Below are 18,604 nucleotides of genomic sequence, written 5' to 3' on the forward strand. Positions count from 1 at the left end.
TGGCCGGTGCGCTTTTTGCTGCTCTGGAGAGTTATCATGCTAGTAACAGCCCGCCTTGGCGCTCTGGCTGCCCTTTTCTGCTTGCCTTACCTACCAGCGGCTGCCAATGCCAGCGGCTGGGCATTTTCCGGCAAGGCCCGCGCCGGTGCTGAACATCAGTCTAACGTCAACGTTAAAGAGCTGGAGCAAGCCAGTGGCCAGGCCGATACCGCCCGCCTACTGGAAGCTGAGCTGACGGCCAGTTGGCAAGCAAAGCCCGCGGTGCGCCTGCGCAGCGGCTACAGTATAAGGGATAAGCATTATCAGCAGTCGGACAGCTTCGACAGCCGTTTGCATTTAGCTTATCTGGATGCCAGCTATCAGTTAGGCCAAACCGTACTTGGCAGCCATGTTTACTACGCTCGGGCCGACTTAGCTGACGTTAAGTTATTAACGCTGAGCCAGGCCAGTGTCTACGCCATGCATAGCGTTGATGACAGCTGGTTTATCCGCCCGGCACTGACCGTAGCGGATAAAGCATTCAGCCAGCTAGCCGGGCGTGATGCCAGCAGTGTGAAACTCAGTACTGACTCTTTCTGGTTTTTTAATGCCGGTAAACGTTTTATCTCGGTCGGTTTGCAGTATGAGCAGGAACACAGCCGTGCTGTAACATTTCGCTACCAGGCGCCCGGCGTAAGTATCAGGCTGTCGGATAATTTCATCCTGTGGCAATTTAACCAACAAGTGCAACTGGCTGCTAAACTCAGCCGGCGCAGCTACCACCATAGCGCAGAGCTGGCAACGCGCAATGACACTCATAGCCAGTTGGAAGCACGCTGGCAATTTGAGCTGAATAACCAGTTTGCCATCCTGACAGCGCTGGAATACAGCGACTTCAGTTCAACGCTGGACAGTGCCAATTACCACGAAACCCGCAGTTCGGTGTCACTGCAACTGAGCTTTTAACGGCGCGCTGAGCAAGCCAAAACCAAACTGACTGTCTTTACCTGGCGGGCCGACGTCGCGGGCCCGCTGCGTTAATTGTTGTTTGATCTGTGCCAGCGTCAGTTCCGGCACCTCTGCCAGTAAACAGGCTACCGCTGCGCTGACGACCGGCGCAGCTAACGAGGTGCCGCTTTGGTGCGTCACAGCACCGCTAACGCTTAGTACCGGCACTTTTACGCCGACAGCTGCATAATCGATATAGTCACCCTGATTTGCCCAGCGATACAGCTGCAACTGCTGATCGACCGCCGTCACTGCGATCACGTCAGGATAGGCCGCCGGATACAATGCCGCAGCTGTCGGCCCGCCATTACCAGCTGCCGCTACCAACACTACCTGCTGCTGTGCCAGCTGCGCCACAGTCAATGCCAGCACCGGATTATCCGGCCCGGTCAGGCTCATATTAATCACCTTAACCTGTTGACCTGCTAACCAGTTCAGCGCCGTTAACACATGCGCCAGAGTGGCAGATTGCAAAAAATCACTGCTGGCGTAAAAGGCGCTGGCGCTGTACAGCGTCAGCTGCGGTAATAAGGCAGGGTTACCGTCAGCCCGGGCGGCCAGCACACTGGCCACTGCTGTGCCATGGCTGTAGGTGGGCGTAATGTCGGCCGGTAAGAAGTTTTGCTGCAGCAGGCGAAATTGTCCCGTTGCCAGCGCCGGCAACCCGGTGGCTACCGCGGTATCTACCATCCCCAGCGTTACCGGTTGCTCGCACATCGCAGTTGGCAGGGCTGCCGCTGTGCCATCTGCTGTATCGCTCAGCTGCGGCTGATACAGATGATTGCGTCCGATAAAACGGGCTAACTCTGCGTTAAATTGCCGGCTCAGGGCTGTGGCCGAGTCCAGCTCCGCCGGCAATTTCAGCTGCAGTAGCAGCAACCCCAGCGCCTGCAGCTCGGTGCTAGTATGTACAAACTGCTGCAGCTGCGGCCAACGTGCGCTTAACTGCTGCCACTCCTGGGCCGACAGCAACAACAACCACTCGCGTTCTACCGCGCGAAAGCCGAGCTCTACTTCTACCTCGCGCCAGCCCAGCTGGCCGCTATGACTTAGCACATCCAGCGTTTTGGGCAAAATCGTCAGTGGATCTGGCAAAGCCGCCTTTTCTGCCAGCTGGTGCAGCAGATGTTGATGTTGCGTCTGTTGCAGCGCTTGCTGCTGCAACAGCTCAGCTTGACGCTGCACACGCTCGGTTACGGGTGCTACCACCTGGGGTAGCGGTTCAACCGGCAACACCTGGCTGTAACCGGGTAAGACCGATATCAGCAATAAGGCCGCTGAAAAATGTGGTGTTTGCATGTTATGCCCTGCAACTTAAGTCAGTAGTTACAACAGTAACGGCTGGTAGAAAAAAAAATTCCGTATAGGCTGGAATAACTTTTGCTGTTGAACCGTTATCAGGGTAAACAGGAGTATAACCTAATCATGAAAGCAGAACTAAAACAGCTGTTACCGGCGCTGCGGCGCTTTGCCTACTCACTGACAGGCAGCATGGCTGACGCCGATGACTTGCTGCAAAACACCGTATTACGGCTGCTAAATACGCCGCCAGACGAGGGCGTACCATTGCCACGATGGGCATTTAAAGTCTGCCGTAACTTGTGGATCGATGACTACCGCGCGCAAAAGGTGCGCCAGCAGGCAACACAACAGGTCGATTTACAGCAGGAAAATTTTAGCGACGGCGAACAGGATATGCTGAACGAAATTCAGCTAGGTGAAGTTAACGCCGCCATGAACACCCTGCCCGATGAGCAGCGCGAGGTCTTATCGCTGGTGGCAGTGCGGGGCTTAAGTTATCAGGAAGCCGCCACTGTGTTGGCAATACCGGCCGGCACTATTATGAGCCGCCTGGCCCGCGCCCGCGTGGCTATGGTTAACGCACTAAAACTGAACGGAGGCCTGGCATGATGCTGTCAGATGAAATGTTATCGGCGTTTTTAGACGCACAGCTAAGCGCAGCAGAGATGGATACCGTGCGCCAGCAACTGCTGGACGATGAGCAATTAACCGAGCGACTGGCCGATCTGGCGATGGTTGACGGCCTGATACAACAGCACTATGCGCAAATTGACCAGCGCCCTATGCCTGAGGCCATTTTAAAGTTGCTAGGCTACACCAATGAACTAAACCAAGCGGAAACACCACGCAGTGCTGCAGTGATCCCGTTTCCGCTGTGGCGCCGGGCCCAGCAACAATTACAGCGCCATGCTGCCGCTGTAGCCTGTATCGCTTTATTCGCTGGTTATGGCGCATCACAACTTAACGGGCCGGCCCAGCCTGCGCTTGCGGGATTAAGTAAGGATGTGGTTCAGCTGCTCAACAGTGCCACCAGTGGCCAGGACTACCAGTTGGCCAAGCAGCAGCTAACGCCACGGCTGAGCTTTATTAACCAACAAGGTGATTTTTGCCGCCAGTACAGCCTGCAAAGCCTGGCTGAGCTAAGCGAAAACATTGCCTGCCGGCGCAACGGCCAATGGCGACAGAGTGCCAGCGTAATTCTTGCTCTGTCAGGCGTTGTTAATGAGGGGCAATACCAGACTGCCAGTGGCGGCAGTATGTTAGACAACATCCTGGACAACATGATGGCAGGTCCGGCGCTTACCGCCACCGCCGAACAACAGTACCTGAACAAAACTAACCGCTGATCAAAGCCGGAGGTATGCAATGACACAGCAGAAATTTATACCAACCCTTATTCTGTTAGGCCTAGTATTACTAAGCAGCTGCAGCAGCCAGCCTGATTACCGGGCTGCCAATGGCAGAGGCTATGGCTACAGCGAGCAGCAAATAAGCAATAACTATTACCGGGTTACATTTAAATCTGCCGGTGCCGACAGCGGTAAAGCCAAAGCCTACGCCCTGCGCCGGGCGGCAGAACTTGCAGAAGCGCAAGGCTATGACTGGTTTGCCGTAGTGGAGAAAGAAACGCTGGTTGAACGCCAGCAAGATAACAGCAATCATGTTGGCGCCGGTTACCAACACACCACAGTACAAGATTGTTCACTGCCAGGTTGTCGTAGCCGAACCGTAACGCGACCACAGTATGAGATCGGTATAAGCAGTGGTGGCCGCAATCAGGTAGAGGCGGTACTGGAGATCCGCATGGGTAAAGGCGTAATGCCCGACAGCAGCAGGGTGTACCCGGCCGGTAGTGGGCTGTAACAGACAATACTGCTCCACTGCGTCACAAGCACCGGCCTAAACGATGCTGTAACACTGGCGAAAAAAAACCCGCCATTGTGGCGGGTTTTACACTCCAAAAGTAAACGTTTAGAACTTGTAACTTACGCCACCGTAAATCTGACGGCCGATAGTGTCGAATACTTCCGGCACTGTGCCACCGTCGCTGCCATTAGCAACACGTGATGGCTCTTCGTCGGTCAGGTTTTTCACACCCAGCGACACACTCAGGCCGTCAGTAATAAAGTAACTGGCAGCAATATTGTGATACAGCACGGCGTCAATACGTGAACCGTCAGCTAAGTACTCTGTTTTACCGATATAACGGTTAAAGTAGGTTACGCTCCAGTCACCCTGACCTGCCTGAATGCTGAAGTTGTTACGCAATTCAGCATAGCCACCGAAGTTACCGTCGATGGTGTTGGTGTAATCCAGGCCATCTTGTTTAAACTTCAGTAACCAGGTGGTGTCGTTATTGATATTCCAGGTTAAACCTAAACCTTCAAAGCGATAGGCAATATTTAAGTCAATACCGCTGGTATCCTGATCACCTACGTTAGTTAACGGGTTGGTGAAGTTAGACAAATCACCTTCCGGCGTAATCTTGAAGGTTTCACAGGCAGTAACATCACCGGCAAAACAGTTATTTAAACCAGCTTGTGCATCTAAACGCGTAATAGCGTTTGATACTTTAAAGCGCCAGTAATCTACTGTCATTGACAGGCCTTCAATTTGTGCAGGTGATAACACCACACCGGCAGTGAAAGATTCTGACTCTTCCGGTTCAATGTTGGCATCTGAGGTGTAGTTCACCAGAATTTGCGGGTCTTGCTCATTGCCCCATGGGTCATCCAGGTAATCATAAGAACCTGTGTTACCACCAAACAACTCACTAACATTAGGTGCGCGGAAACCGGTAGCAGCTACACCACGGAACATCACCTCGTCAGACAACTCATAGGTTAAACCCACTTTCCAGGTGCTGGCTTTACCGAAGGTAGAGTAATCATCAAAACGCAGCGCAAATTCACCGGTTAATTTTTCAGTGAACGGTACACTCACTTCCTGATAGAACGACACAACATCGTAGCTACCATTGGTAGGGTCTTGCTGAGCGGCAGTACCTTCACCAGCTACAATTACCGGGTCCGGGTTGTAGTAGCCGCTGTCACGGCGGTACTCTGCACCAATAGCAAAACCCACAGCGCCAGCACTTAAATCAAATAAATCGCCGCTTAATACGCCAGCAACGATATGCTGTTTATTACCACCGTTGGCCTGTTCCAGATAACCAATTTCGTCAATAATAGCCGGCGTTAATGGCGCACCGCTAAACCAGGCTGCCTGATTCGCATACACAGAATCAGCCATATTTACAGCGTTAATTGAATTGGCTACCGAAGTATCAGCTTTGTTTTTACCGAAGGTGTAAGACAGGTCCCAGTTCATGCCGGTATGTACGTCCAGCGTACCGGCTAAACCGGCAGATAAACGCAGTGTGTCTGTATCTTGCTCATATACACGTGGGCCAACGTCGTTAGTGCGGCGGCGGTAATTAATACGGCCGGTTTCGTCTGCTGCCAGACCACCTGCAGTCATTGCAGGCGTCAGTGTAATGCATTTAACCAAATCAGCACCCGGCGCACCACACACATCCAGCATGATATCACCAGGCTGGGCAGCCATTTGCTGATCTGATTTACGTTTGGTATAAAGCGCATCGGCAGTAAACACCAGGTCGTTACCCAGCTCTTGTGTCGCATTAGCAAACAAGCTGTAACGTTTGCTTGGTGTTTGGTACCAGCTGTCCTGAGTAAAATCATAACCGGTGCTGCGATCTACCCACTGGCCCTGGGCATTTTGTACTTTGCCGCCTAAAGTGCCTGTAGGGATGTAAGAACTATTACCCGCTTCAGTCCAGTCACGGTCTGCCTGAATAACACCTTTACGATCTGAATACGCCGCACCAAAGGTATAGTTACCGCGGTCGGTGCTAAAACCATATAGCGCACTTAGCTCACCGGTTTCACCGTCGCCTTTGTCTGTGCTGCTACCGTTTAAATCTACCTGAAAGCCTTCAAAATCTTTTTTGGTAATAATGTTTACCACACCGGCAATGGCGTCAGAGCCATATACTGCAGAAGCGCCGTCTTTTAAAATTTCTACCCGCGCAATCATCGCAACCGGAATAGAGTTTAAGTCTACTGCGCTGTCAGCGCCGGAGCCTGAGTTAACCATACGGCGGCCGTTCAGTAATACCAGAGTACGCTGTGAGCCCATACCGCGTAAGTCTACCTGAGCAACACCGTCAGCACCGTTGTTCGTGGTTGAACCTACTGCAGCGCCAGCCATAGAGGTTTGCGCCTGTAACAGCTGATCCACCGACGTAAAGCCTTCCATACGGATAGCGGCAGCGTCAATTACTGTAACAGGTGATGCAGTTTCCATGTCCTGACGCTGAATGCGCGAACCTGTTACTTCAATACGTTCAACCTTGGCAGTTTCTTCCTGTGCTACGGCAACAGAACTAAAGCCTACGGCAGATACTGGCGCAGCCAGCAAAGCAAAGCGCACTGCTTTGCCGATAATAGATTTTTGCATGTTATTCCCCCTGGAAGCCTTCAATGAGGCTGCCGTTGTTATAAGTGGTGGTTTTTCCGGCGCTGACGCTACTGTGCTTCTGTTGCCAATACCAGCACAAATACACCAATACGGGGTTTACTGTGATAAACAGAAGGAAATACGGCATCACGCTCTGTGCTGTGTAAATTTGTAAAAATTGCCGCCAAAGCCACTGAAATTAAGGCCAACGCTATTTGGTAACTTAACGGGCTCTGCTACACTGCGCGCCCTTTAAGCCCCATGGGACAGGGAACTGACGCTCATTAACCTGGTCAGAGCTGTTCCACGCCGTTAATTTTCCCGAGTCGGATATGAAACTAAGCTGTTTAATAGTGGACGACGAACCTTTAGCCAGGGCTGGCATAAGACACCTTTTAAGTCAGCAGCAGCAATTTGAAGTTGCTGCTGAAGCAGACAACGGCACCGACGCACTGCGCCTGGCAGAGCTGCATCAGCCGGATATTATTTTTCTGGATATACAAATGCCGGGGCTCGATGGCCTGAATGTCTTTAAACAGCTGGCGAATAAACCAGCCGTTATTTTTTGCAGCGCCTATGCCGAGCACGCCGTTACCGCCTTTGATCTAAGCGCCGTGGATTACCTGCTGAAACCCTTTAGTGCCGAGCGGTTTCAGCAGGCGTTGTTTAAAGCCTGTGGCAAAATTATTGATACGCTTAGCCGCAACAGCGAGCAAACAGAACACAGCAGCAACTATATAGAGCGTATCACTATCCGCGATCCGGGCAGGTTGCGTATTGTTGAAGTTGACGATATCAGCTGGATTGAAAGTGCCGGTAACTATGTTGATATTCATGTGTATTCACAGCGAAAAAGCTACCTGCTGCGTGATACTATGGCCGCGATAGAAAGCAAGCTCGATCCGGCCATTTTCGCTCGTATTCACCGCTCATCTATCGTGCGCAAAAGTGATATTATTGAATTGCGTCCAGGTGATAAAGGCGATGCCGAAGTTGTGTTAAAGTGTGGTACTTTGCTTACTATGTCTCGCCGCCACCGGGCAGCACTGGCCGAGCTGTTTGGTCAGATAGCCTGACAGTTTTGGAGAACAGCATTGATATAAAAAAACCGGCGCTCTGATAAATACGCCGGTTTTGCTGCAAAGTGCTCGTTTTTCGGATTAGGGCATTAATCTAAGCACATGACGGTTAGAAGTTCTGCTCAACACGCAAAGATAAAGAGCGCCCCATAACGTCATATAAACCAGTGTAACTGTCGCGGTAACCTGCAGTGGTATATTGGTTAGGCGCTTGTTTATCAAAAAGATTATTTATACCAAACGTAATACGGCCATTCCAGTTGTGGTTATATGAAATTTGGGCATTGTGTTTCACGTAGCTTGGAATATCTACCAGATAAGTAGTACCCCATACATCATTACCGGAATCCTGAGCGCCAATGTAGTAGCTGGTCCAGGCTGCACCCCATTTATCACGAGCCCAGCTAACCTGCACATTACCGCGCAGATCCGGATAATCTTGTAAGCCAGCATAATCAATAATCTCTGCATCTGGTGCAGACTGTGATAAATACTCTTTGACGTAACTTAACTCACCTTTAAAAGCAAAATCGCCATAACCTGTTGCCAAACGGTAAGCTGTTTTAAAGTCAAAGCCAGAGGTTGTCAGCCCGGCGATGTTTTGATCATAACTATAGATGGTTTCAATTTTACCAAGGGAATCACGCACTATCGCCGGATGGTTACCAGCCCCCAGCTCCTGCTCTTCCAGCAGTAAACGGGAAACACTGATTGAGCCTATTTTATCATTCAGTTTAATTTTGTAATAAGACACCTCGGCTGACCAATCATGAGTAATATTCCATACAGCCCCCAGCGTTAAAGATTCACCTTTTTCAGGTTTCAGATCCGGGTTACCACCAAACCAGGTGCGATGCTGCTGAGATCCGTTAGCATTGCAGTACACTGCATCACTACTGGCGTTACCCAGGGTATCACACCACATCGTATCGTATGCCCGTTCAAAACTTAGTGACTGGGTGGAAAACATCTCTGCCATACTTGGCGCGCGGAATGATTCCCCCCAGCTGGCACGCAGCAACAATGCATCCAGCGGCCGCCAGGTAATGCCAACTTGTGGTGTGGCATTGTCAAAAGTACCACTTACATAATTTACACCAACATCGCCGGATTGATCATATTCGTCATAACGCAGCGCAGCATTGATATCAACATTTTTGGGCAAAGCTACATGCACTTCGGTGTAAATCGATTTACGGTCCCGGGTGGCAAAAACATCATCACCGCCAGAGCCGCCGGAAACACGGCCGGAAGCCGATTGTGGATCACTTTGTTGGGTAAAATCGACGGTTTCAAATTCAGCGCCTATCACCCCGGCTATTGAAAAAAAGTTGTTTTCAAACAGTAAGCTGGAAGCAACCGCATCAAATTGTTTGCTTTCATATTCAGCAGTATAAACACCGGTATGCGCTGCCTGAGAATAAAACTCAGTCATCATAGTATTCCAGTCATCTGTACTCATGCCGGAAATGTTGAAAATATCATACTGCCCGCTATCAACCAGGGATTGCACAATATCATCGTTGATCAGGTTTGAATTAAATGAGTTAGTTTTAGACCGGCTCAACTGCGCATTCACTTCCCAGTCAATACCATGTCCTACCTCCAGGTAGCCTACTAAACCGCCCAAAAAGTCGATAGTGTTAATTTCAGTGCGGGTGTCGCGCTCACCAATTTGTACCGAACGCATCCGCAGGCTTAAATCTTCCCCCACAGGGTTAAAGGGGTTATCAGCACTCATGGTTGGTACATTGGTAGACACCGGGGTACCGGCATAGCGTGAATCTGTTTTAGCAAACGACGCACTGGCCCGGCCACGAAATTGCAGGTTATCCATTAAGTTATAGTTGAAGTTACCTAATAAAGAATTTTGTTCAACATCACTAAACAACTTGGTGACCATACCGTAATTGTAGCCACACTGTGCACCACCACCTAACACAACAGTGTTTTCAACCTCACCGCACATATCTTCGTTAAAGTACCAGCTACCATCCGGGCGCACACCGTTGGGTACTGAGCTATAACCAGAGTAATCGCCATAGGTGGCATCATCCATTTGCCAGATATCACGATCCATTACCGCATCAGCTTTATAATGCTCAAAAGTCAGCACCATATTGCCTTTGGAACCGGAAAAACCTGACGTCACAGAAAAGCGGTTACTGTCACCACCATCACCTTTTGGCCGTTCGGTGTCATAACTCAGGCTAACACCGTCAAAGTTCTTTTTGGTAATAATGTTTATTACACCAGCCACTGCATCAGAACCATACACCGCAGATGCTCCATCGCGCAGGATTTCAATCCGCTCTACAATTGCCATCGGAATACGTGAGGTATCTGCAGAAACACCACCACTGGAACTGGTACCCGGCATTCTGCGGCCATCCAGCAGCACCAGCGTATAATATGATTCAAGACCGCGCATTTGTACTGTACTGGTGGCACTGGCACCCGAGCCATAACCTGACATACCGCGCCATGAGCCAAAGCTGTTTACTGAGCTGTTATTAAGCACATCAGCGACTGTTACCTCACCTGAAAGCTGAATATCGGCGGCGGTAATTACCGTAACCGGTGATGAGGTTTCCATATCAACTTGCTTAATACGTGAGCCGGTAACATCAATTCGCTCTATGCGCTCAACCTCGTCACTTTTGCTCTGCTCTTGCGCAGCGATGTTTGCGCTTAAGCCAGATAACACCACAGGCGCAGTTAATAATGCAAAGCGCACAGCTTTGCTTAAAAATGATTTTTGCATGATATTCCCTCTGGATCGCAGCCACAGTAGCAGCCTGGTTGTTAGAAATTTTATTTTTGAGTTATTGGTACCAACCCAGGCAAAGCTACTGTCTTTAGCCTGGCGGCTCCAGCACAAAGACACCAAGGCATACGGCGGTGTTACAAGCGGGACTTATTGAAAAACAAAAGTAGATTTAACAAAAATTAACAATGTTTTCAGTAACATAACCAGACCTGATATATACATTTATTAATCTACATTTACTGAACTTTACGCGTTTTCAGCTCTGTCATCAGGAACTGTCTTTTCAGCCCTAAGGTCTGAACTTCACCTTTAGGTTTTAACTGGATCGATTATGGAACTCGGCTGTTTAATCGTAGATGAAGAACCTCTGACCAGGGCGGATATCCGGTTGTTGCTGCAACAACAAGCCCAATTTGGCGTGATCGCAGAAGCAGACAATACTGCAGATGCTTTAACATTAGCCAGGCTACATCAACCGGATATTATTTTTCTGGATATACAACTACCAATGCCTGCCGGTATCAATCTGTTGCAGCAACTGGAATACAAACCTACGCTAATTTTGTGCAGCAGATCTGCTGACGATGCATTTACTGCTTTTGAGCTGAATGCGGCAGATTTTTTATTAAAACCTCTGCGGGCAGATCGTTTTCAACAAGCTTTGTTAAAAGCCTGTGCCCATGTTATAGACAAATTAGCCTCGCAGTCGCTGGCAACAATGGCGGCCCCTTTACTTTGCCCCAGTCACCTGACAATTCGGGAGCCTGGTCGATTCCGGATCGTAGCCATTGAAGATATCAGTTGGATTGAAAGTGCCGGAAACTATGTTGAGATACACCTGTACTCCCAAAGCAAAAGCTTACTGCTACGTGATACCATGATTTCGTTGCAGCAAAAATTAAACCCTAACCATTTTGCCCGCGTGCACCGCTCCCACATTGTCCGTAAAAGTGACATTCTTGAAATAAGAACAGGTGATAAAGGAGATGGCAGTATTATGCTAAAATGCGGCACCGTCATACTAATGTCCCGCCGTTATCGCGATAACTTAAGCGAGCTGTTCGGCAGTACCACACCCAAGCCTGTTATCGGCAACAGCCATTCCTGCTATACTGCCTGAAAACTACTCCGGGCCTGCAGTACTATGACAGCACAACAACAAACAAACGCACCAGCTAAGCAGAAAAAATCTGGCTTTCTTAGCAATTTATTAATTAACGTTGTGATCCCGGCGGTAATTTTAAGCCGCTTTAGCGGTGAAGATACACTGGGGCCGGTATGGGCAGTGGTGGTCGCGCTGGCCTTTCCGCTGCTGTTTGGTGTGTGGGAATTAAAGCAATCCGGCAAAGTTAACTTTTTTTCGGTATTGGGTATTGTCAGCGTATTACTTACCGGCGGCATTAGTTTACTGCAACTCGACCCTGCTTATATCGCTATTAAAGAAGCACTGATCCCCGGCTTAATTGGCGTTATTGTACTGATAAGCCAATACACACCCTACCCTTTAGTGAAGAAACTGCTGATCAACCCCGAACTGCTGGACACCGACAAGCTACAGCAGGCTTTGGCAGCGCAGAATAACAGCACAGAGTTTGACCGTCGTATGGCGCGGGCCGGTTATATTGTTGCGGCGTCGTTCTTTATGTCATCGCTACTGAATTATGTGCTGGCCAAAGCCATAGTAGTAAGCCAGCCCGGCACCACAGCCTATGCTGAAGAGCTGGGCCGGATGACCTGGCTTAGCTACCCGGTAATAGTGGTGCCCAGCATGATTATGCTGCTGGGCTCCATCTGGTATATTTTCCGGCAAATCGGCAAATTAACCGGCCAGTCGCTGGAAGATTTTATTCTGCAGTAGGCGCTTTTAACTGCGACCGCAGTGCGCTCAGTTCCTGTTGTAACTGTTGCATCTGTAACAGCAGTTGCTGCTGGGTCGCTTTATCGGCATCGTGTTCGGCTTTATGTTCTTCGTCATGCATGCTTTGTACAGCGTTAACAATTACCGCGATAAACAAATTAAGCATGGTAAAAGTAGCAATAAGAATAAAGGGTACAAAAAACAGCCAGGCATAAGGGAATTGCTCCATCACCGGCCGGGCAATTCCCATAGACCAGCTTTCCAGTGTCATGATCTGAAACAGCGTATAAAGTGACGCCCCTAAACTGCCGAACCAGTCAGGAAATGCCTCACCAAACAGCTTGGTAACCATAACTGCTGCTACGTAGTACACCAGCCCCAGCACCATAGCAATTGACAGCATGCCATTAAGTGACTGCACCAAAGCGCCGACAATTTTGCGCATCGACGGCACAAAAGTTAACACCCTCAGTACCCGCAGCACACGCAGTGCCCGCAATACCGAAAACGGCCCGCTGGCAGGCAGCAACGCAATAGACACCACGATAAAGTCGAACAGACTCCAGGCATCTTTAAAGAAAGCCAGCCGGTGCACATACAGCCGCAGCGCAATTTCCAGCACAAAGATGCTCAGAATGGCGGTATCCAGCAGGTAAATTACCGGCCCCGCCACAGCCATTACGCCCGGCATAGTTTCCAGCCCCAATGTAGCAGCGTTGATCAGGATCAATGCCAGCAACAACCGCTGCACGGTATTGTTTTCAATAAAATGCTTACACCGCTGGCGTACCGACGGCGCTGTTGTTACTACTTCACTGCTCATGTTGCACCTCAAATTTAATCGCTGCGCCATTGTATGTCAGCCAACAGGCAGATCAATTACCCAGTAGCCTGTATCAGCAGAAAAACTTGTCTGATAAATTTATTACATGCCAAAAATTACTTTTAATTTACCTTTTATGATCAAGGCTTTGGTTATATCAGTGCAAAAAAATTCTGATATCGGCCACAGCTTCCAGATATGGAATAGCCAGTATTACCCCCCTGTTGCAGGCTTAACCCGCACTGGCGATAACAGCAGTGCTACAAAAACAAATCAACAGAGGATAAGGCAAATGCAATATGGCAAATTAATACGCTTGTCGGCACTGACCACAGCGCTGGCATTCAGCGCCCTGGCACAGGCAAATAACCTGGCAATTACAGGCCCCGGAGCCGGGGCTGATGGCTCCAGCAAAGCCAGTGGCAGCAGCTACGGCGATGTAAAAGACGCCGATCTGCAAAGCTACTGGCAACCGTCTGCTAATAACGGCCAAAGGGTGTCGGTTAAGTGGAGCAGCGCTATCAGCGTTAATCAGGTGATATTGCGTGAACAGGGTAGTAATGTAACCAGCTGGCGGCTGGTAAATAATGACAACGGCGCAGTATTGGCAACCGGTACCAGCATTGGCAGCAACAGAACGGTTAACTTCAGCACTGTAAGCACGAAAAAACTCAATCTGGAAATACTGACTGCCAGCGGTGCGCCGCGCATTGCTGAGTTTGAAGTTTATTTAAATACCAATGGCGGCAACCCGCCAGATCCTACTGACCCGGAACCAGGCCCGGTAACTTCTTGCGCCGCTTCACCACAGGGCTATGCTTCGCTTAACGGTGGCACTACCGGCGGCAGTGGCAGCAACGCGGTAACGGTGACAGTAAGCACCGGCGCTCAAATGGTATCGGCGCTACAAAACCGCGATCTAAACCGGCCGCTCACTATCCGGGTTAATGGCACTATCACACCGGGTAATTCTGGCGGTGTCAGTAAGTTTGACATTAAAGATATGGATAATGTCAGCATTATTGGTGTAGGCAACAATGCGTTGTTTGACGGTATCGGTATTAAAATCTGGCGGGCCAATAACGTTATTATCCGTAACCTTACAATGCGTTATGTTAACACCGGCGATAAAGACGCCATTACCATTGAAGGCCCGGCGCGTAATATCTGGATTGACCACAACGAGATATACAACAGCCTGAATGTGGGTAAAGATTTTTACGACGAGCTTATAAGCGGTAAAAAAGACGTGGATAACGTAACTATCTCTTACAACTACCTGCACGACAGCTGGAAAACCTCGCTGTGGGGCAGCAGTGATTCCGACAACTACAACCGCCGTATTACCTTTCACCATAACCACTGGCATAAGGTAAATTCACGCCTGCCGCTGTTCCGTTTTGGCCAGGGCCATATTTACAATAACTATTACAACGACATTCAGGACACCGGTATTAACAGCCGGATGGGTGCGGTAATTCGTATTGAAAACAATGTGTTTGAAAACGCGAAAAACCCGATAGTGTCGTTTTATTCCAGCGGCTACGGCTACTGGGACACCCGCGGTAATAGCTTTAGTAATATTACCTGGCAGGAATACCCCAGCGACGGCATTATCGCCGGGCCAAATGTACAACCCACAGCGGTGCTAAACCTACCCTACAGCTTTAACCTGTTACCCACCAACCAGGTAAAAGCCCACGTACTGGCCAACGCCGGCGTAAATAAATGTAGTTTCTAACCAAAGCAGCAGGCGGCAATGCCGCCTGCTTATCACCGCCACTCCAACCTTAGCCGTTAAAATCCTGTTGATTAATGGGGTGTTATTGGTTAGCTTGATTTTATTTACAAAAGATAGAAGGGAACCTTCATTGCGTGAAAGCGTGTGTGGTCCAAACTATTAAGCTGTTATGTTTCCGGCAAATTGAGTGAGTGAACTAGGATGAATTCGTATTTGGTGTCGGACACTCCGATAATATACGCTGACATGAACGTCTACAGATACTTGGCATGCGGAGATATCTCTATTCGTGAACCGGAGCGGTTTATTTGGGTTTATTCCCACGTTCATTTAGATGAAATACATAGGAATGGGAATACTGACGCTCTTGAGGGTATGCGATTACTGAGAGCTGTAGAGATTAGTGATGTTCTGAATGAAGAGTTCCAGTCTGTAGGCAATATCGTTCTTCGCGACTACATCGACCCTTATACGAGGTATGAGCAGCACTTAGATGCTATAGCGGGGTATGAGGATGTTGCAGACCATATGGTAGAGCATCTTATTCGATCTTTTGGGGCGGATAACTTCAAAGAGCTTAGTGAAACGCCAGACCAAATGCGGGAAGAAATAGAAAGAATCACAAGCATTATCGACGATGAGCGGCGTCAACAGATAATTGAAAAGGCGTCTGTTGTTTCGGACGAGTTGAAAGCTTCGATCGAAGAACATCTGAAAGAGAGCATGCCAATAGACAAAACAAGAAAAGCCTTCGGCGTCACAAGTGAAGCTCGAAAAAATATCGAGAAATCTAGTTCTGCAATAGATGAAGTTTGGGGTTTAATTTCTCCATCAATTCCTAATGTCACAAAAAATCAGTTTTTTGGATTTGAGCCAATTCCTGGAATTGAGGGTGTACAGCACACTCAACATGGGGCCATATCAGGTGCACATATAGTTCTAAATATGATTGGTATAAGTCCTGACAAGGGATTAGCTAAGCGAGAAAAAATAAAGAACATTATGTCTGACGGTCAGCATATCGGTATGGCTTCCTATTGCAACGCACTGGTTTCAGCAGATAAAGGAATCGTTAATAAAGCAATGTGCATATATTCATATCTAAAGAGTATTACAACCGCTTTGCATTTTGAGTATAAGAAAGGGTATGAACTTAATCTCGGCATCAACAAAACATAACACATATGAGCCTTCCCGGAGTCAATAGGTTAAAACCGCTCTTCTGGCCGCGTTGGCGGCCAGTCTGTTGTCCATCAGCAAGATCAACTGCTTTATCTGCCTGTCGCCTGCCTCATCAAACGCTCACCTGCTGTACCTGCTCGATGAGTATCAAACCGTAACCTTCGCGGTTATGCAATAGAAACAGCCATTCCGTTGCTATAAGCTCAAACCAAAGTCAAAAGTTGTTTATTGGTTTATTTTTTGAAATTTAAATGTAAACTAAAACCATATAAATTTTAAATCAAAGGATAAATACATATGCAAGCCTCGCATGCACTTACTGAAAAACACTATGATGAATTTAGAGCAAAGAGCCTGGAAATGGCTCAGAAAGTAATTTCACCAACCTACGCTGACAGAGTCTCGCTAAGGCAAATAGACTCTTTATCACTTGCTCATGCTGAAAGGTGGGAGGCTAGCCTGGATCGGAGCGATGATGCCGTGTGGAGTTGGAGCGGAGACACAGGTTTTAGAAAATATGCTTATCGCCACCCCTAGCGATTCGACTTGGCAATTTGGTATGCCAATACACAGCTATGCGGTTTATCTGTCGGCAAACCAACGTACAACGGTTCTAAAATACGGCTTGACGTTTTAGAGGGTGCTCCTGAAAATCATCCGTTAAAACGCAAGGTTGTTGAAATTACCGTTTTAGCATGTGAAGCATATGCATCTCTTATTGGTGCTGAACAAATTCGCATAATGCGGCCTGTGAATGCTAATGTTGTAAAGTATTACGAAAGTTTTGGCTTTACGTTGCGACAAGGCAAGGCTAGCAACGTGCCAACCTATTTGTGGCGTAATTTGTGAGGTAATTGATGCATATCGAAAAACCGCCTGCAGGTACGCCTGAATTTGACGAATGGCTGCTGGAAAAATTAAGAAAAAGAGCTGAAGAGCTTTTTAACGCTGATATTCCTGAAGAATGTCACGATGTTGGTGTTGGAAGATCTGTCGGCCCGAAAAAAGCCAGTGACTTAATGCCAGAAAAAACGGTGGCTGAAGATATCACTATTGACAAAGAACAGCGATTGTCAAAATTCAAAGTCGTGAAATAGCTTAGAACGTGGCGAAGTAAAAGCAGCGGTTTCTTAATTCACCGCTGCTGCTTGAATTAGCTGTACTGCCTCAGCTTGCCTGATTAAACCGCCCAAAAGCTGCTTCCAAATCTGCCAGTAAATCTTCTACATCTTCCAGGCCGATATGCAGGCGGATTAACGGCCCGCTGTATGGCCAGGTGGTGGCGCTGCGCAGGTTTTGCACTTTCATCGTGGCGGTAATTAAGCTTTCATAACCACCCCAGGAAAAGCCCATTTTAAAATGTGCCATACCTTCAACAAAGGCTTCTACCTGCTGCTGGCTGCCCTGCTTTAACACAAAGGAAAACAAGCCGTTGCTGCCGCTAAAATCACGCCGAAAAATGCTATGGCCCGGGTGTGTTGGTAGGGCCGGGTGTAGCACGGTTTCAACCTCCGGCCTTTGCGCCAGCCAGTTAGCTACTTTAAGTGCACTTTGCTCGTGCTGCTTCAACCGCACCGACAAAGTGCGCAAACCACGTAGCGCAGTGTAGGCGTCGTCGGCTGAGGCACAGTAACCCATTAAATAGCTGTGTTCACGCAGTTGCGGCCAGTGTTTTTCATTGGCACTGGCGGTGCCCAGCATCACATCGGAATGGCCAACAATATATTTGGTGGCCGACTGTACCGACACATCTACCCCCAACTCAAATGGCTTGCATAAAATGGGCGAGGCCCAGGTATTGTCTAAAATAGTGATGATATTGTGCTGGCGCGCCACAGCGGTAATAGCCGGAATATCCTGCATTTCAAAAGTTAGCGAGCCTGGCGATTCGAGAAAAATCACTTTGGTATTGGGTTTAATTAAGCTACTAATCGCCGCACCTATTTGCGGATCGTAATAGGTTATGTCAATTCCCAGCCCGGCCAAAAGCTTGTCGCACAGGCTTCGTGTTGGCTCGTAGGCGCTGTCAACCATTAACAGGTGATCGCCGTTTTTTAAAAAAGCCAGCAGTGCCCCGCTAATGGCTGCGGCACCACACGGATACAGCGCACAACCGGCACCGCCTTCCAGCTCGCAGATGGCTTCTTGCAAGGCAAAATGGGTGTCGGTGCCACGGCGGCCATAAAACGGCACCCGGTTACCGCGGTTTTGCGTGGCGTGTTTTAACTGTGCAAAGGTATCAAACACTATAGTGGAGGCCCGCACCACTGGCGGATTTACTACGCTGCCGGTATAGCTTTTGCTGCGGCCGGCATGAATAAGCCGGGTATCTTTTTTCATTTTTCTGCCCTTGTCAGTAAACCATTTCAATTTAAGCCAG

The 18,604-nt window shown here is 48.8% G+C and carries 16 protein-coding genes; 11 read left to right on the top strand and 5 right to left on the bottom strand.

The window, feature by feature from the left end; all coding sequences use genetic code 11:
* Positions 1–36: 36 nt before the first annotated feature.
* On the top strand, positions 37–945 hold the full coding sequence (locus J3B89_RS17470) for a surface lipoprotein assembly modifier (RefSeq protein WP_215398872.1): 909 nt from the start codon (positions 37–39) through the stop codon (positions 943–945).
* Here J3B89_RS17470 and J3B89_RS21275 read toward each other — a convergent pair.
* A complete protein-coding gene (locus J3B89_RS21275) occupies positions 925–2,286 on the bottom strand; it encodes a S8 family serine peptidase (protein ID WP_251372521.1) in 1,362 nt (453 codons plus the stop codon). The genes J3B89_RS17470 and J3B89_RS21275 overlap by 21 nt on opposite strands.
* Positions 2,287–2,412: 126 nt before the next feature.
* Here J3B89_RS21275 and J3B89_RS17480 point away from each other — a divergent pair, with 126 nt between their 5' ends.
* Genes J3B89_RS17480 through J3B89_RS17490 form a run of 3 tightly spaced genes read left to right on the top strand, consistent with a single transcriptional unit; the run spans position 2,413 to position 4,152 of the window.
* Positions 2,413–2,898, top strand: coding sequence for an RNA polymerase sigma factor (locus J3B89_RS17480; protein ID WP_215398871.1), 486 nt, complete (start codon positions 2,413–2,415; stop codon positions 2,896–2,898).
* On the top strand, positions 2,895–3,635 hold the full coding sequence (locus J3B89_RS17485) for an anti-sigma factor family protein (RefSeq protein ID WP_215398870.1): 741 nt from the start codon (positions 2,895–2,897) through the stop codon (positions 3,633–3,635). Before J3B89_RS17480 ends, J3B89_RS17485 begins: the two co-directional genes overlap by 4 nt.
* Positions 3,636–3,654: 19 nt before the next feature.
* Positions 3,655–4,152, top strand: coding sequence for a CC0125/CC1285 family lipoprotein (locus J3B89_RS17490; RefSeq protein ID WP_215398869.1), 498 nt, complete (start codon positions 3,655–3,657; stop codon positions 4,150–4,152).
* A gap of 108 nt (positions 4,153–4,260) precedes the next feature.
* Here J3B89_RS17490 and J3B89_RS17495 read toward each other — a convergent pair whose 3' ends face one another.
* A complete protein-coding gene (locus J3B89_RS17495) occupies positions 4,261–6,771 on the bottom strand; it encodes a TonB-dependent receptor plug domain-containing protein (RefSeq protein WP_215398868.1) in 2,511 nt (836 codons plus the stop codon).
* Positions 6,772–7,103: 332 nt separating this feature from the next.
* Here J3B89_RS17495 and J3B89_RS17500 point away from each other — a divergent pair, with 332 nt between their 5' ends.
* Positions 7,104–7,847: a LytR/AlgR family response regulator transcription factor gene (locus J3B89_RS17500; RefSeq protein WP_215398867.1), complete on the top strand. Its 744-nt coding sequence runs from the start codon at positions 7,104–7,106 to the stop codon at positions 7,845–7,847.
* Positions 7,848–7,959: 112 nt separating this feature from the next.
* Here the strand turns inward: J3B89_RS17500 and J3B89_RS17505 are convergent, their stop codons facing one another.
* Entirely contained in the window at positions 7,960–10,614 is a 2,655-nt protein-coding gene (locus J3B89_RS17505; protein WP_215398866.1) for a TonB-dependent receptor, read from the bottom strand.
* 337 nt (positions 10,615–10,951) lie between these two features.
* Here J3B89_RS17505 and J3B89_RS17510 point away from each other — a divergent pair, with 337 nt between their 5' ends.
* Together J3B89_RS17510 and J3B89_RS17515 are read left to right on the top strand one after the other, a co-directional pair.
* Positions 10,952–11,740 (top strand): LytR/AlgR family response regulator transcription factor, encoded by a 789-nt coding sequence (locus J3B89_RS17510; RefSeq protein WP_215398865.1) that lies wholly within the window; start codon positions 10,952–10,954, stop codon positions 11,738–11,740.
* A 24-nt stretch (positions 11,741–11,764) separates the two neighbouring features.
* A complete protein-coding gene (locus tag J3B89_RS17515; protein WP_215398863.1) occupies positions 11,765–12,478 on the top strand; it encodes a VC0807 family protein in 714 nt (237 codons plus the stop codon).
* Here J3B89_RS17515 and J3B89_RS17520 read toward each other — a convergent pair.
* Entirely contained in the window at positions 12,465–13,301 is an 837-nt protein-coding gene (locus tag J3B89_RS17520) for an ion transporter (RefSeq protein WP_215398861.1), read from the bottom strand. The two genes, J3B89_RS17515 and J3B89_RS17520, sit on opposite strands and share 14 nt — an antisense overlap.
* A gap of 292 nt (positions 13,302–13,593) precedes the next feature.
* Between J3B89_RS17520 and J3B89_RS17525 the strand changes: the two genes are divergently transcribed.
* The 4 genes from J3B89_RS17525 to J3B89_RS17540 all read left to right on the top strand — a co-directional run bounded on the left by J3B89_RS17525 (position 13,594) and on the right by J3B89_RS17540 (position 17,321).
* A complete protein-coding gene (locus J3B89_RS17525) occupies positions 13,594–15,042 on the top strand; it encodes a pectate lyase family protein (RefSeq protein ID WP_215398859.1) in 1,449 nt (482 codons plus the stop codon).
* A gap of 246 nt (positions 15,043–15,288) precedes the next feature.
* Positions 15,289–16,221, top strand: a complete 933-nt coding sequence (locus J3B89_RS17530) for a hypothetical protein (RefSeq protein WP_215768303.1) — start codon at positions 15,289–15,291, stop codon at positions 16,219–16,221.
* A gap of 549 nt (positions 16,222–16,770) precedes the next feature.
* Positions 16,771–17,073: a hypothetical protein gene (locus J3B89_RS17535; protein WP_215398855.1), complete on the top strand. Its 303-nt coding sequence runs from the start codon at positions 16,771–16,773 to the stop codon at positions 17,071–17,073.
* An 8-nt stretch (positions 17,074–17,081) separates the two neighbouring features.
* A complete protein-coding gene (locus J3B89_RS17540; RefSeq protein WP_215398854.1) occupies positions 17,082–17,321 on the top strand; it encodes a hypothetical protein in 240 nt (79 codons plus the stop codon).
* 70 nt (positions 17,322–17,391) lie between these two features.
* Here the strand turns inward: J3B89_RS17540 and J3B89_RS17545 are convergent, their stop codons facing one another.
* Positions 17,392–18,564 (bottom strand): cystathionine beta-lyase, encoded by a 1,173-nt coding sequence (locus tag J3B89_RS17545; RefSeq protein WP_215398851.1) that lies wholly within the window; start codon positions 18,562–18,564, stop codon positions 17,392–17,394.
* Positions 18,565–18,604: the final 40 nt, after the last annotated feature.

Source organism: Rheinheimera oceanensis, assembly GCF_018831085.1.
GTDB classification, from domain to species: domain Bacteria; phylum Pseudomonadota; class Gammaproteobacteria; order Enterobacterales; family Alteromonadaceae; genus Alishewanella; species Alishewanella oceanensis.